General features: G+C 68.5%; 13 protein-coding genes. 6 read left to right on the forward strand and 7 right to left on the reverse strand.

Annotated features, from left to right (window positions below; translation table 11 throughout):
• Positions 1-10: 10 nt before the first annotated feature.
• The 4 genes from ILT42_RS07545 to ILT42_RS07560 form a co-directional block, all read right to left on the reverse strand.
• Entirely contained in the window at positions 11-1033 is a 1023-nt protein-coding gene (locus ILT42_RS07545; RefSeq protein ID WP_204214821.1) for an MraY family glycosyltransferase, read from the reverse strand.
• A 4-nt stretch (positions 1034-1037) separates the two neighbouring features.
• On the reverse strand, positions 1038-2045 hold the full coding sequence (locus ILT42_RS07550) for an NAD-dependent epimerase/dehydratase family protein (protein WP_204214822.1): 1008 nt from the start codon (positions 2043-2045) through the stop codon (positions 1038-1040).
• 103 nt (positions 2046-2148) lie between these two features.
• The gene (locus ILT42_RS07555) at positions 2149-3051 is read right to left on the reverse strand and encodes an MBL fold metallo-hydrolase (protein WP_204214823.1); all 903 of its coding nucleotides are present in this window, start codon (positions 3049-3051) and stop codon (positions 2149-2151) included.
• Positions 3052-3136: 85 nt separating this feature from the next.
• On the reverse strand, positions 3137-5656 hold the full coding sequence (locus tag ILT42_RS07560) for an ABC transporter ATP-binding protein (protein ID WP_204214824.1): 2520 nt from the start codon (positions 5654-5656) through the stop codon (positions 3137-3139).
• Between the two features lie 214 nt (positions 5657-5870).
• Between ILT42_RS07560 and ILT42_RS07565 the strand changes: the two genes are divergently transcribed.
• The 3 genes from ILT42_RS07565 (at position 5871) to ILT42_RS07575 (ending at position 7959) form a co-directional block, all read left to right on the forward strand.
• Positions 5871-6422, forward strand: a complete 552-nt coding sequence (locus tag ILT42_RS07565) for a tetratricopeptide repeat protein (RefSeq protein ID WP_204214825.1) — start codon at positions 5871-5873, stop codon at positions 6420-6422.
• Between the two features lie 67 nt (positions 6423-6489).
• Complete coding sequence (locus ILT42_RS07570) at positions 6490-6993, forward strand: MmcB family DNA repair protein (protein ID WP_204214826.1); 504 nt, start codon at positions 6490-6492, stop codon at positions 6991-6993.
• A 147-nt stretch (positions 6994-7140) separates the two neighbouring features.
• Complete coding sequence (locus tag ILT42_RS07575; protein WP_204214827.1) at positions 7141-7959, forward strand: class I SAM-dependent methyltransferase; 819 nt, start codon at positions 7141-7143, stop codon at positions 7957-7959.
• A 66-nt stretch (positions 7960-8025) separates the two neighbouring features.
• On the opposite strand, the gene ILT42_RS07580 is transcribed toward ILT42_RS07575, so the two are convergent.
• Positions 8026-8583: an ActR/PrrA/RegA family redox response regulator transcription factor gene (locus ILT42_RS07580; RefSeq protein WP_204214828.1), complete on the reverse strand. Its 558-nt coding sequence runs from the start codon at positions 8581-8583 to the stop codon at positions 8026-8028.
• A 98-nt stretch (positions 8584-8681) separates the two neighbouring features.
• Positions 8682-10013: an ActS/PrrB/RegB family redox-sensitive histidine kinase gene (locus ILT42_RS07585; RefSeq protein WP_204214829.1), complete on the reverse strand. Its 1332-nt coding sequence runs from the start codon at positions 10011-10013 to the stop codon at positions 8682-8684.
• Positions 10014-10216: 203 nt separating this feature from the next.
• Between ILT42_RS07585 and ILT42_RS07590 the strand changes: the two genes are divergently transcribed.
• A complete protein-coding gene (locus ILT42_RS07590; protein WP_204214830.1) occupies positions 10217-11467 on the forward strand; it encodes a polyhydroxyalkanoate depolymerase in 1251 nt (416 codons plus the stop codon).
• A 222-nt stretch (positions 11468-11689) separates the two neighbouring features.
• Entirely contained in the window at positions 11690-12433 is a 744-nt protein-coding gene (locus ILT42_RS07595; protein ID WP_204214831.1) for a M48 family metallopeptidase, read from the forward strand.
• 96 nt (positions 12434-12529) lie between these two features.
• On the opposite strand, the gene ILT42_RS07600 is transcribed toward ILT42_RS07595, so the two are convergent.
• Positions 12530-13558 carry a LysR substrate-binding domain-containing protein gene (locus ILT42_RS07600; protein ID WP_204214832.1) on the reverse strand — a complete coding sequence of 343 codons (1029 nt, stop codon included), beginning with the start codon at positions 13556-13558 and terminating at the stop codon, positions 12530-12532.
• Between the two features lie 94 nt (positions 13559-13652).
• Here ILT42_RS07600 and ILT42_RS07605 point away from each other — a divergent pair, with 94 nt between their 5' ends.
• Positions 13653-13862, forward strand: a complete 210-nt coding sequence (locus ILT42_RS07605; RefSeq protein ID WP_204214833.1) for a hypothetical protein — start codon at positions 13653-13655, stop codon at positions 13860-13862.
• Position 13863: the final 1 nt, after the last annotated feature.

The raw sequence follows: 13863 nt of genomic DNA on the forward strand, positions 1-13863 counted from the left end.
GGGGACGCGATCATGGCGAATACGTCCGGCGCGGGGTCGCGAAGCGGCGGAGGAGCCCGCCCACGAGGATGAGGCCCGCGAGCAGGCAGGCGGCCTGGACGAGCGGGGTCGGCCAGATCAGCGTGACGGCCGAGAGACCGCACAGGAGAAGGTTCAACCCAAAGACCTGGGCGCTCACCTGCAGGGCGGAAAACCCGTTATCGGTCGCCTGCTGGTAGAAATGGCTGCGGTGGGCCTCCCACACGCGCTCGCGCCGGGCGAGGCGTTTCAGGAGCGTGATGGTGGCGTCCATGAGATAGTAGAGCGGCAGCAGGATCGCGGCCGCGAGCGCGCCGGTTCCGGCCAGTTCGAGGAGCATCCAGCCGACGAGCAACCCGATGGGCAGGGATCCGACGTCGCCGAGAAAGAGCTTCGCGACCGGCCTGTTGAACGGCGCGAAGCCCAGGAGCGCTCCGCACAACGCCGCCGCCGCCAGGGCGGGGCCGGGAGGCACGGCGCCCAGCGCGCCGAACAGCGCCAGCCAAGCCGTGACGGGCACCATCTCGGCCACCGTGATCCAATCGAGCCCGTCCATGAAGTTCACGAGGTTGACGAACCACACGCCGGCCAGGAGCAGGATCGCCTGCTCCAGGAGAAGCGGCACGGAGTCCGGCAGGATGCGCAGGTCGGCCGCGAACAGGACGCCGATGACGGCCATCACCTGCAGCAGGAGCCGGGGGCGGGCCGGCAGCGGACGGATGTCGTCGACTGCGCCCACCACGGCGAGCAGGAGGGCCGCCGCCGCCACCGGCAGGAACGCGCCGAGCAGCGGCGGCGCGAAGGCTAGGATTCCGGCCGAGACCAGGAGCGCGGCGGCCAGGATGGCGATGCCGCCGCCCTGCGGGGTTGGCGTGCGGTGGCTGGAGCGCGCGTTGGGACGGGCCAACGCATAGCGGACGAGGAGCGGCCGCAGGACGACGATCAGCCCGGCGCTGAGGGCGGCCGCGCCCGCGATCACGCCCGAGGCTAGAGCGATGACGAAAGATGTCGACATCATCTCACGCGCTGTGAAACTCTTGGTACCACTCCACGAACCGCCCGACCCCGTCCCTCAGGGAGGTAGCGGGCGAGAACCCGACCGCCCGGCGCAGGTCCGACACGTCGGCGCGGGTCTCCGGCACGTCTCCGGGCGGCAGCGGGCGCTCGCTGCGGAGGGCCTTTTTTCCGAGCGCGTCCTCGATGAGCGCGATCAGGGTGTTCAGCTCTTCCGGGTTGTCGTTGCCGATGTTGTAGATCCGGTACGGGGCCGCGCTCGTGGCGGGATCGGGATGCAGGGCGTCCCAGTGCGGATCGGGCGCGGGCGCTTGTCCCACGAGGCGCACGATGCCTTCCACGATGTCGTCCACATAGGTGAAGTCGCGCCAGACCCGGCCGGCATTCGACACCGCGATGGGCCGGCCCTCCGCGATGGCGCGGGTGAAGGCATAGACCGCCATGTCGGGCCGGCCCCAGGGTCCGTAGACCGTGAAGAAGCGCAGGCCCGTGACGGGCAGGCCGAAGAGATGCGCGTAGGAATGCGCCATCATCTCGTTGGCCTTCTTGGTGGCGGCGTAGAGGCTCACCGGATGCTCGGTGGAATCGTGCTCCGAGAACGGCAGCGTGCGGTTGGCGCCGTAGACCGAGCTCGACGAGGCGTAGACCAGATGCGCGACGCCACCGTGGCGGCAGGCCTCCAGCATGTTCATGAAGGCGTTGAGATTGGAGGCCGCGTAGGGCTGCGGGTCCACGAAGCGGACGCCGGGCTGGGCCGCCAGATGGATGACGCGCTCGAAGCGGTGGCGCGAAAACAACGCCTTCGTGGCCGCCGCGTCCGCGAGGTCAACGCGCTCGGGCAGAAAGGCCTCATGGGGGGTCAGCCGCGCGAAGCGGGCCTCCTTCAGGGCCACATCGTAATAGGGCGTGAAGCTGTCGACGCCCACCACGGGGTGGCCCAGCGCCAGAAGCCGGCGGGCCGTGTGATAGCCGATGAATCCGGCGGCGCCGGTCACGAGAATGGGGGCGTTCAACGGGGGGTGGCTCGCTGCTTCGGGACGGCCGGCACCTTAGAGCATTTTTCCCGGAAGGGGATCCGGATTCGTGCGGGTGCGGGGCCGGAATGGGGACAACCCGTTAGGCCCCGGCCGGCACCGTCCGCCCCTCCGCCGGCGCGGCTTCCGCCGCCCTCGGGGCTAGGGTGAAGCTCTGGCGTTCCCGGGCCACGAAGGCGGTGGGCATCACGGCCTGCATCTCGGCCTCGAGCTTGCGCAGATAAGCGTCGTTATGGCCCGGATAGAGGTGAAAGATCGCCAGCGCGCCGACATCCGCGCCCTGGCACAGCTCGACGCCCTTCTGCCAGGTCGAGTGGCCCCAGCCCTGGCAATGGGAATATTCCCGCTCCGTGAACATGCCGTCGAAGATGATGAGATCGGCTCCTCGCACGAACGCCACGAGGGCGGGGTCGGGCCAGGGCGTGGTGTGCTCGATGTCGCTGATATAGCAGACGGACCGGCCCCCGTGGCGGAACCGGAACCCCGTGGCGCCGCCCGGGTGGTTGAGGAGGTGGGTCTCGACAGTCGTTCCATCGCGGAAGGTCAGGGTCTCGCCCGCCTTGAAGCCATGGTGGCGGAACCGGGCGGGCAGGCGCTCCAGGTTGATGGGGAAGATGGGAGGCGAGAAGAGCCGGTCGAGCCCTTCCTCGGCGCTCGCGCCGTTGAGGTGGCCGCACCAGGTATGGATGACCCGGTCCTTGTTCAGGACCGCCGGCTTGAAGAATGGAAAGCCGCCCACATGGTCGAGGTGGAGGTGGCTGAGCAGGATGTCCACGTTGTCGGGCAGCTCGTCGCCCCAGGCCTCGCCGAGCGAGCTGAGGCCCGTCCCGGCGTCGACGATGAAGAGGCGCTCGCCGCAGCGCACCTCCACGCAGGGCGTGTGGCCGCCGAACTCGCAGAAGGCCGCGCCCGAAACGGGAGTCGAGCCACGGGTCCCCCAGAAGCAGATCTGAAGCCCGTCGGAAGATGCCGCCCGCCTATTCATCGCTCGATCATGGTCCGTTCGACCCCCCTGTCACGTGCGCTGGCGCACATGAACTTCCGGAACTGTCCTTTTGTTGCCCCAATGATCATACCAGGGCCTCCTCTTTCCTCAAGGCGCGGGCCTCCAGGGTGGGAACGCCGCGGGCGAAGCGGATCACGGCGTCGAAGGGGGGATCGTCCATGGCGGCCGAGACGGCCGGGGTCACGATCATGAGACCGCGTCCCGCCATGGCCCGGCGCAGGGCCGCCACCATCCGGTCGGCCGCGGGCCCGGGCAGGCCGTCGAGCGCCCGCTCGACGATGAGCATGTCGGGCCGGCGCACCAGGCAGCGCACGAGGTCGATGGCGGCGATCTCGCTCAGCGTCAGGTCGCCGCCCCGCACGTCGACAGGGGTGTCGTAGCCGATGCGGGACAGATCGCCGTCGAGGCCGCGCTCGGCGAGGACGCGGCGGATCACCGCCTGGACGGCGGCCTCGGCGCCGGCCTGCTCGGACGCGATGCGGCCGAACAGGAGGTTGTCCAGAACGCTCGCGGCGGTGCAGAACCGGTCCTCGTGATAGAACTCGATGGCGGCCTGGAGGCTTGGGGGCAGCATCTTGGCGAAATCCGCGCGGGCCGTGAGGATGCGGGCCTGCAGAGCCTCGTCGAGAAGGCCCAGGCGGTGGCGGCTCTCGGAATAGCGCAGGGCGAGCCCCATCAGGCGCTCCCGGTCGCGGGCGGATTCCACGCCCCGACGCTTCTCGTTGCGGCGGGCGACCAGGTCCTCGAAATAGGGGCGGTCGGCGGCCGAGAAGAAGGCGAAGCGCTCGAACAGCGGATGCCCGTCCGGCACGTCGGCGAAGATCTCGATCATGCTGGTGGCGATGGAAAAGCCCATGCGTACGAGGGGCTTGGTCAGGTCGCCCGCCTCCAGCACGGCGCGCACGAAGGGATGCGAGGCGAGATGCTCCTCGCTGAACGTGTCGCCGATCGGCTTCCCGAACAGGATGTTGCGGCCGATGGAGGCGTGGCTGTTGTAGCGGCTGGCGTTGAACGGATCGACGAAGCCCGCGATGCCCTCCGCCAGGAGGGCGGCCTGGACGGCCCCGCGGGCCTCCAGGATGGAGGCGGCCAGCCTGGGCTCCCGAGCCGGATTGAAGGTTCCTTCCATGCCGCGGGCATGAACCAGCCGGTCGAGCCCCGCCGCTTGGACCGCCTGCGCGAGCCGGGCCTCCACGTCCCCGTCGGCGGGCGCCCCGTAGAGGAAGTTGTCCCGCAGGGTTCCGGGGATGAGGATCGTATCCCCGGCGAAGGCGATGCGGTGAGCCCGGGTGGCGGGATCGACGGCCGACAGGTCGACGCCCCCGTAGGTGAGGTTTCCGGTCGAGGCGTCGAGGTGCCCGCCGGCCAGGGCCGCGAAGAGACGGGCGCCGGAATCCCCGTCGCCCACGAGGGCCACGTGGGCCGGGAACGGGATGTTCAGGTCGATATTGGCGATGCGCCCGCCGCTCGATGGGTCATAGGCGGATACGCCCCTGGCCAGAAGCGCCCCGGAGGCCGGCAGGGGCACCGGGGCGGTGCGGCGGTCGCGGGTCTGGAGGCTCGCGATGCCCCGGGCGATGTCCACGAGGAGGCCGCGGACCCGCTCGGCCATCCGGTGCCACTGCACCAGCTCCCGGGTGCCGCCCGCGCTGAGCGCCGCCGCCAGGGTGCAGGCCGCGAGGCTTCCCGGTGTGATCTGCCGCTCCGCCACGTCCCAGAGCCCCAGGCCCAGGACAGCGACCGGCGCCAGCATCAGGACGATGGGGGCGAAGATGTCCGTCGCGGCGGCCCGGCGCTCGAGGCCCTGCACGGGGCCGTGAACCTTGACGATCTTCTCGCCGATGCGGCCGCGCTCGTAGGGGCCGGTGCCGTGGGCCCGGAGCGCCGGCATGCGGTTCAGGAGATCCTGGAGAATCTGTCCGGTCCGCTCCCCCTCGGTGCGCCGGGCGTGCCCGGCCCGGACACGGCCGAGCAGGCGGCGGGAGAACAGCATCGCGCCGACGCCCAGCACCGCCGCCAGGGCGATGCCGAGATGCCAGTCCGTGACGAGGGTGTAGATCACGCCCAGGGCGACCATCCCGCCGACCCGGACCGAGGTCACGCACGCAAAGCCCAGGATGTCGCTCTCCCGGGCGAGCGCGTCGCCCGCCAGGGCCGAGGCCGCGACGGCCTCCTCGCGGGCGGACGGCGAGGAGCGCAGGATCGCGTCGAGGATCGTCGTGCGGACCCGCTGCAGCACCCGGCCGCCGATCCCGACGGCGATCCAGTCCACCGCCACGAGAAGCGATCCCATCACGAACGGGATGAGCCCCAGGCTCACGATGGCGATCCGCTCGAAGAACGCCGCCTCCAACGGGATGCCGGGATAGAGCACGACGGGCTCGAAGCCCAGGCGCTGGGGCATCGGGAGCGCGATGCGCCCGAACGGGACCGTGGCGGCGCCCGGAACGACCCCGTCGACCACCGCGCGCACGAGGTCGATCTCCCACAGGAGGAGCCCGCCCACCACGACCAGCAGGATCAACGCGGCGGCGTGCCGGCCGGGGGCCGTCGTCCACGCCAGGCGAAGCGGATCGCGCTCCATGTGACATCCCAAGACTGCGACGGGCCCGGACATCCGACGGGCGCTCGACGTTCACCGGCCCGAAATTGGGCATACGCCCGGGACGCTACACAAGACGTGACGGAAAACCAGCCCCTTTGCGTCGATCGGTGCCCCGTCAAGGTCTCGCCTACGCCCCGGCGGGCCCTATCTGCCCCCTCTCGTTGCTCCCGGACGGAGGAATGCTTCCTTCATCATGACGTCATCCCTTCCGATCGATGCGGTTTTCGGGCTCATCGTCGAGCTGCCCTCCCGCCAGCCGCCGGCCGCGCCGCGCCGGCTCAAGGGGCTGTTCCGCGATCTCGCCCGGCCGGAGCCGCCCGAGGCCGCCGACGACATCGAGGACCTGATCTGGGCCCTTTGGATCTCCCACGAAGACCCGGCGGCCGAGGAGACCATGGCGGCCGCCATCGAGGCCATGGCGTCGGGAGCCCTGAAGCAGGCCCGTCCCCTGCTCGACCATCTGGTCGAGACGCATCCGGACTGGGCCGAGGCCTGGAACAAGCGCGCGACCCTGGCCTTCATCGAGAAGCGCGACGCCGACAGCGTGCGGGACATCGAGCAGGTGCTGCGCCGCGAGCCGCGCCACTTCGCGGCGGTGTCGGGCTTCGGGCAGATCTGCCTGCGCAACGGCCATCTCAACGAGGCCCGCGTAGCCTTCCAGGTGGCGCTCTCGATGAACCCTCACCTTCTGGGCTTGCGGGAGCTGATCGACGAGCTCGATCCCCAGACCCTGATGCTGCACTGAAGGCGCGCCCGGCCCCGCGCGACATTCCGGCGGTTGCGGCGGAAGGCTCGCGCCTTAAGCTGGCCGGATGTCCGATTCGCCCGCCCCGATTCAGCTCCCAGCGCCCATCATCCTGCCCGTCGACCGGCGGCAATCGCCCGTGGCGGCCGGGATCCAGCGCGGGGTGCGCCGGCTGTTCGCGCAGCTCGGCCACGTGACGTTGCCGGAATTCACCCTCGCCAACGGGCGCCGGGCCGACCTCATCGCGCTCGCGCCGGACGGGGGCCTGACCATCGTGGAGATCAAGTCGAGCGTGGCGGACTTCCGGGCGGATCGCAAATGGCCGGATTACGAGGGCTTTTGCGACCGCTTCTACTTTGCGATCTCCGAGACGATTCCCTTCGACATCCTGCCGGAGGATCGCGGCCTGATCGTCGCCGATTCCTTTGGGGCGGCGATCATGCGCGAGGCCGTTCACGTGCCGCTGGCCGGGGCCCGCCGCAAGGCCGTCACCCTGCGCTTCGCCCACGCGGCCGCCTCCACGCTCCATTCCTTGAGCGATCCCGACGCGGTGAGCGACGGCAGGCTCTGAACCCGCCTTGGGCCGGGTCGCGGCGGCCTAACGTTTGCGATTCCGGGGCCAGGCCGCGCTCTGGTACGATGGCTTAAGCACGGGCCCTGCGCGTAAGGATCTTGCGCGGAAGACGCCGTAGCGAACCGCATCTGCGGGGGACAGCTCATGAACGATCAGGTGGCCGTTCACTACAGCGGCGGTGGCGGTCTCTTGGACGCGATCTCCACGGGGCTGCGCGAGGCCGGAAAAGATCCGGATCGGCTGACCGCGACCGATCTGGCATCGGTGGACGAGTTCCATATCCGGGGACGGAAGGCCACCCTCGAGCTCGCGGCATCCCTCGACATCGCGGCCACCGATCATGTGCTCGATATCGGCAGCGGCCTGGGCGGACCGGCGCGCACACTGGCCGAAGCCTACGGATGCCGCGTGACGGGCATCGATCTGACGCCGGACTTTTGCAACGCCGCGACGGTTCTCAGCGAATGGGTCGGCTTGAGCGGCCGGGTGGATTTCCGCCAGGGCGACGCCACCGCCCTCCCGTTCGACGACGCGACGTTCGACGCCGCCATGACCCTTCATGTGGCCATGAACGTCGCCGCCAAGGACCGGATGTACGCGGAAGCCAGGCGCGTCCTGAAGCCCCGCGCGCGCTTCGCGATCTACGACGTCCTGCAGGGCGAGGGCGGCGCGATCCACTTTCCGGTGCCCTGGGCGCGGGAGCCGTCGATCAGCCATCTGGCGACGCCGGACGAGATGTCGGCCCTTCTGTCCGGGGCCGGATTCACGGTGCTGAGCGTCCGGGATTCGACGGAGGAGAGCCGAATTTGGTTCGAGGCGGCGGCGGAGCGGCTTGCCCAGGGGTCTCCGGCCGTGACGTTTCAGACGTTCATGGGGAACGATTTTCCCGCCATGGCCCGCAACCAGGTCGCCAACCTGCGGGAGCGGCGCATCCGTACCGTGAGCTACATCTGCGAGTCATGAGAAAGGCCGGACCCCTGCGGGAATCCGGCCTGTCTTCATCCGTTGCCCGATGGGCGGAGAGGCACTCTAGCGCGGCGCGCGCTTGGCCAGGATGCGCTGAAGCGTGCGGCGGTGCATGTTGAGGCGGCGGGCCGTTTCCGACACGTTGCGGCCGCACAGCTCGTAGACGCGCTGAATGTGCTCCCACCGGACCCGGTCGGCCGACATGGGATTCTCCGGCGGCGTCGCGCGCTCATTGGGCATGGCCATGAGGGCCGCGTGGATCTCGTCGGCGTCGGCCGGCTTGGCGAGGTAGTCGAAGGCGCCCATCTTCACGGCCGTCACGGCGGTGGCGATGTTGCCGTAGCCCGTCAGGATGACGCCGCGGGCCTCGGGGCGGCGGTTCTTCAGGCGTTCGATCACGTCGAGGCCGTTGCCGTCGCCGAGGCGCATGTCGATCACCGCGAAGGCCGGAGCCTCGCTCTCGATGGCCGACAGGCCCTCCGCCACGCTTTCGGCCACGCGCACCTGGTAGCCACGGGTTTCCATGGCCCGGGCGAGGCGGGTGGAGAAGGGACGGTCGTCGTCCACGATCAAGAGGCTCTTGTCGGCTCGATCCTCGAACGCCACGGGGGTATCGGCCATCAGAACGTCTCCCTGCATCCTGGGAACTCCTTGAAATTCAAGCTCAAATGCTTGAATCCAATATAGGAACGCTCCCCATGTTTCGTGAGGGTCGGACTCTAAGACCCCTGCGGCGATATTGCCGCACCCCTTTCAAACGCATGACGAGGCCAAACGATCCGCGTCACCGCCCCGGAGGCCGGCGGAAGGGCGTTGCCGAAGGTCAGCTCGGCCCCCGACCGCTCGATCAAAGTCTTAGCAATGAACAGCCCCAGGCCCAAGCCTCCCCCCTCTTCACTATCGTCTGATCGGTCGACGGCCGCGCGGGTGGTCACATAGGGCTCGCCCACCCGCAGGAGCACGTCCGGGGCAAAGCCCGGGCCGTCGTCGCGGATCTCCAGGCTGACCTCGTCGGGGGTCCAACGGGCCGTGATCGTCACCGTCTCGGCGGCGAAATCCACCGCGTTGTCGAGGATGTTGGACAGGCTGTAGACCACCCCCGGATTGCGCCGCCCCATGGGCTCGGGCCCTCGCCCCTCGTGAACGACGTCGATGTCGACACCGAGCGACCGCTGGGGCGCCACCAGCTCCTCGACGAAATGGTGCAGCGAGATCGTCTGCAGGAACCCCGACCCGTCATCGCCCATGGAGGTGAGCTTGGTCAGGATGGTCCGGCAGCGCTCCACCTGCTCGCGCAGGAGCTTCAGGTCCTCGGCCACGGGGCCGTCCTGGGGCAGGGCGTGGTCCATCTCCTTGGCCACGAGGGCGATGGTGGCCAGCGGCGTGCCGAGTTCATGGGCGGCCGCCGCCGCGAGGCCGTCGAGCTGGGACAGGTGCTGCTCGCGGGCGAGCACGAGCTCCGTGGCGGCGAGCGCCTGGGCGAGCTGGCGCGCCTCCTCGGCCACCCGCCAGGCATAGACCCCCGTGAACGCCGTTCCCAGCAGGATCGCGGTCCAGATTCCCGTGACGTAGAGGAATGGGAGGTCGAGGCTGCGGTCCGGGAACCAGGGCAGCGGCCGGTGGGCGATCACCAGGATGGTGGCGCAGCCCACCGCCAGGAGGCCGAGCCCCAGGGTCCGCTCCGGCGTGAGCGCGGCGGCCGAGATCAGGACCGGGGCCAGGAACAGCATCGCGAACGGATTCTGGAGCCCGCCCGTCAGGTAGAGCAGGGCCGCGAGCTGGAGCACGTCGAAGGCCAGCACCAGGGTGGCGGCGTTGTCGCTGAACCGGTGGCTCGCCGGGTACTGAATCCGCAGCAGCAGGTTGAGCCAGGCCGAGGCCGCGATGGCGATGAAGCAGAACCCGAAGGGCAGCTCGAAGCCCAGGCCGAACCGGACGCCCGCCACCGCCACGGCTTGTCCGGCGATCGCCAGCCAGCGCAGCCGCACGAGGGTGTCGAGGCGCAGGTGCCGGGCATGCCGCACCCATTCTTGCGATCTGATCTGAACCATCCCCACAAAGGATAGGTCGCGACCGGTCCGTCTCCAAGGACAGACGTAAGACAATATTCAGAGACCCGACCCTATCCAAAGGGTGTGCGGCCAAAGCAGCATTGTATTATTTGCCAGGAACTTTATTTTTACAGCTTCGGTTGAGGATGTTGCTCGACTCGCCCGTTGTTCAGAACAGGGCTCCCAACCTTAAGGGCGTTTCTATGAATTTAGCCTATTGCTGGTACGAGGCCGCTCATTGGATGCTGTCTCCGGCCCGTGCCGCCACCGACGTGACCAAGCAGTTTTTCGACAATCCCGGCAACCCGCTCACCCACACCCCCTACGCTCGAACCGTTTCGGCAGCCTGCGAATTGTTCGAGCGCGGGACACGCCGCTACGGCAAGCCCGTCTTCGGCCTCGGCACGACCCTCGTCGACAACCAGGAGGTCCGGGTTCGCGAGCGGGTCGTCTGGGAGCGGCCCTTCTGCAATCTCGTGGCGTTCGAGCGCGACAGCCGCAAGGCCGCCGAGCAGCCCAAGCTGCTGATCGTGGCGCCCATGTCGGGCCACTATGCCACCCTGCTCCGGGGCACCGTCGAGGCCTTCCTGCCCACCCACCGGGTGATGATCACGGACTGGACCGACGCCCGGATGGTGCCCCTCGCCGAGGGCCGCTTCGACCTCGACGACTATATCGACTATCTCATCGCCATGTTCCGGGAGTTCGGGCCCGACCTCCACGTGATGGCCGTCTGCCAGCCCGCCGTGCCGGTGATCGCCGCCATCGCCCGCATGGAGGCCGAGAAAGACCCCCGCACCCCCCGCTCCATGACCCTCATGGGCGGCCCCATCGACACCCGCCGCTCGCCCACCGCCGTGAACCAGCTCGCCGAGAAGCGCGGGATCGAGTGGTTCGAGCAGCATTGCATCACCAAGGTGCCGCCGGCCCATCCGGGCTTCTGGCGCGACGTCTATCCGGGCTTCCTGCAGCTCTCGGGCTTCATGGCCATGAACATCGACCGGCACCTCACGGCCCACTGGGACATGTTCAAGCACCTCGTGGACGGGGACGGCGATTCCGCCGAGAAGCACAGGGACTTCTACGACGAGTACCTGGCCGTCATGGACCTGACGGCGGAGTTCTACCTCCAGACCGTCGACAAGGTGTTCGTGCGCCACGAATTGCCCAAGGGCGAGATGATCCACCGGGACAAGCCCGTGGACCTCATGGCGATCCGCCGCTGCGCCATCATGGCCATCGAGGGCGAGCGGGACGACATCTCGGGCGTCGGCCAGACGCTGGCGGCCCTCGACCTGACCCCCAACCTGTCCTCTGACAAGAAGGTCTACCTGCTGCAGGAAAAGGTGGGCCATTACGGGGTGTTCAACGGCTCGCGCTTCCGCCGGGAGATCGTGCCCCGAATCAATGCCTTCATCGCCTCCCAGGAGAGCGTCGCTGCGGCCCGGCTTTAGGGCGTTGCACCGCCTCGACCGTCCGCGCGGGCGAGGGACGCCCGCGGATCCGTGGACCCCATGAGTCTCAAGTCCTTGATCGGGCAGCGGAATCGATCCCGGAAACGGATTCGGGTTTCGGCTCGCGGCTGGTGTCAAGTCCTCGGGTTTGTTCTTGATCGGTTCTCGCCAGCGGCAAACGGCTGCGCTGACAAAAAGGAGCCGTCGGGGCAGATTGCGGGCATGAGATTCGCCCTGTTCCGCCGCGTTCCCGCGGACCCCTCCTGTCTCAAGGTTTCCCATGCGGGCCAGTCGTTTACGGTGGCCCTGAAGCGCCGCCCGACCGCGAAGCGCATCACCTTGCGCGTGTCCAACGCGACGGGCGAGGTCGTGCTCACCATCCCGGAGCGCACCGATGTAGGCATGGCCCAGCGCTTCGCCGACAGCCACGGCAACTGGATCGCCACGCGGCTGGCCAAGGTGCCGGCCCGGGTCCTGTTCCAGCCCGGCGCGCTCGTTCCCCTGCGCGGGGTACCGCACCGGATCGTGCATTGGTCGACGATCCGGGGCACGACCCAGGCCACCATCGACGAGGACGGCACCCCCATCATCGCGGTGACGGGCGAGCTGCCTCACGTGGCCCGCCGGATCGAGGAGTTCCTCGCCGCGGAGGCCCGCAAGGATTTCACCGTCGCGGTCAAGCGCCACACGGCCGCACTGGGCGTGTCGGCCAAGCGCATCACCGTGCGCGACACCAAGAGCCGCTGGGGCTCCTGCTCGGCCAAGGGAGCGCTGAATTTCTCCTGGCGCCTGATCATGGCGCCGCCCTTCGTGCTGGATTACCTGGCCGCCCACGAGGTCGCGCACCTGCGCGAGCTCAACCACTCCCCCCGCTTCTGGCGCCACGTCCACGGGATCTGCCCCCGCACCGACGAGGCCGAGGAATGGCTCAAGATCTACGGCAGCGCCCTGCACCGGTTCGGCTAGGCGAATTCGTTCCGCTCCGGCCTTGGCCTGTGCGGGAGCGAGCCTGTCCGTCGCGGGGACTTGGTGGACGCCGCTCCCGCAACGATGCGGCCACGACTAATTCGCTGCCGGGATGGACTGGTCCTGGTGCTCCAGGCGATTCCATTCCGAAGACGGAATTCCGCAAGGTCCGGCGGCCAGTTCACAGCCGCAGGATTCATCGAGCAAGAATTCACGCATCGCGACGAGCCGCGGATCTTTGACGAGAGCTTTCGGCCAGGTCGCCACGAAGGTGGTCGGGGCCATCATCTTGATGTCGCCAAAGGGACGAACGAGGCGGCCAACGGCAAGTTCGGCATCGATCATCGGGGACCGGCCGAGCAACAGGCCCGTGCCGTCGATGGCGGCGCGCAAGGCCAAGCCGAAATGACTGAAGCGGGGACCTCGGGCGTGCTTGCCCTCGACCCCCAGATACGCGAGCCAGACATCCCAATCGAGTTCCGGCCTGAGGGGATTCAGATCCTCATCGCGATGCCCGTCTTCGCGCAACAGGCGATGCTGCATCAGGTCCTCGATGGAGAGCTGGAGGTTCGCATTGAGCAGGCTGGGGCTGCAGACGGGAAAGACCTCTTCGCGCACGAGGGGCATGCTCGTCGCCGTCAGACGAACCTGCCCGGAAGGCTGGGCCATAATGGCGATATCGACGCCGTCGCGATGGAAATCCGGGGCTTCCTCCATCGCCGCGATCCTGACCTCGATCCGAGGATGACGCACGGCGAACCGGCCTAGCCTGGGGACCAGCCACCATGTGGCAAAGGATGACGGCGCGGACACGGTGAGAAGACCGGCCTGTCCTCGCGTTCTGACGCGATGCACGGCAGCGTAGAGGCGATCGAGGCCGTCCGCGATGCCGACGAGAAGCAACCGGCCATCGTCCGTCAGCTCGACACCGGGATGCTTGCGCCGAAACAAGCGACACCCCAGGTGCTCCTCGAGTTGGCGGACCTGATGACTGATGGCGCTTTGCGTGACGCAGAGCTCGCTGGCCGCCTGCGTGAAACTGAGGTGCCGCGCCACTGCTTCGAAGGTTCGCAGCCACGGGAGGGGCGGAAGGGGCGGTGTACGGGCGACCACGACGAGCCTCATGAAAACGGCTCATGGGGCCGTGAGAAATGGCCATTCGCCACTCCCAAGAGCCCAGCCTAGCTTTCCATGAACAGTGTTTCAAGGAAAGCCCATCATGAGACTGGTAACTCTCTGGAGCGCCGTTCGGCGCATCATCGGCAGCGCACGGGGGTACTGGCGGCGACATGTTTCGCCGGACACCCAAACGTTGAGCGACTATATCTTGCGCGACATCGGGCTGGACCAGCATCCGGGAAGCCGGGCGGAGGCCTGGTGGCGCAGCGAGGTCATCCCGCCCCGGGAAGTCGACGACCTTCGCCAATGAA

It is taken from the genome of Microvirga pudoricolor (assembly GCF_016892705.1).
GTDB classification, from domain to species: Bacteria; Pseudomonadota; Alphaproteobacteria; order Rhizobiales; family Beijerinckiaceae; genus Microvirga; species Microvirga pudoricolor.

Excerpts from the sequence above, each read along its gene's own strand:
- ILT42_RS07545 (WP_204214821.1), bottom strand. The coding sequence starts at position 1,033 with ATGTCGACATCTTTCGTCATCGCTCTAGCCTCGGGCGTGATCGCGGGC.
- ILT42_RS07555 (WP_204214823.1), bottom strand. The coding sequence starts at position 3,051 with ATGAATAGGCGGGCGGCATCTTCCGACGGGCTTCAGATCTGCTTCTGG.
- ILT42_RS07560 (WP_204214824.1), bottom strand. The coding sequence starts at position 5,656 with ATGGAGCGCGATCCGCTTCGCCTGGCGTGGACGACGGCCCCCGGCCGG.
- ILT42_RS07565 (WP_204214825.1), top strand. The coding sequence starts at position 5,871 with ATGACGTCATCCCTTCCGATCGATGCGGTTTTCGGGCTCATCGTCGAG.
- ILT42_RS07570 (WP_204214826.1), top strand. The coding sequence starts at position 6,490 with ATGTCCGATTCGCCCGCCCCGATTCAGCTCCCAGCGCCCATCATCCTG.
- ILT42_RS07575 (WP_204214827.1), top strand. The coding sequence starts at position 7,141 with ATGAACGATCAGGTGGCCGTTCACTACAGCGGCGGTGGCGGTCTCTTG.
- ILT42_RS07580 (WP_204214828.1), bottom strand. The coding sequence starts at position 8,583 with ATGGCCGATACCCCCGTGGCGTTCGAGGATCGAGCCGACAAGAGCCTC.
- ILT42_RS07585 (WP_204214829.1), bottom strand. The coding sequence starts at position 10,013 with ATGGTTCAGATCAGATCGCAAGAATGGGTGCGGCATGCCCGGCACCTG.
- ILT42_RS07590 (WP_204214830.1), top strand. The coding sequence starts at position 10,217 with ATGAATTTAGCCTATTGCTGGTACGAGGCCGCTCATTGGATGCTGTCT.
- ILT42_RS07595 (WP_204214831.1), top strand. The coding sequence starts at position 11,690 with ATGAGATTCGCCCTGTTCCGCCGCGTTCCCGCGGACCCCTCCTGTCTC.
- ILT42_RS07600 (WP_204214832.1), bottom strand. The coding sequence starts at position 13,558 with ATGAGGCTCGTCGTGGTCGCCCGTACACCGCCCCTTCCGCCCCTCCCG.
- ILT42_RS07605 (WP_204214833.1), top strand. The coding sequence starts at position 13,653 with ATGAGACTGGTAACTCTCTGGAGCGCCGTTCGGCGCATCATCGGCAGC.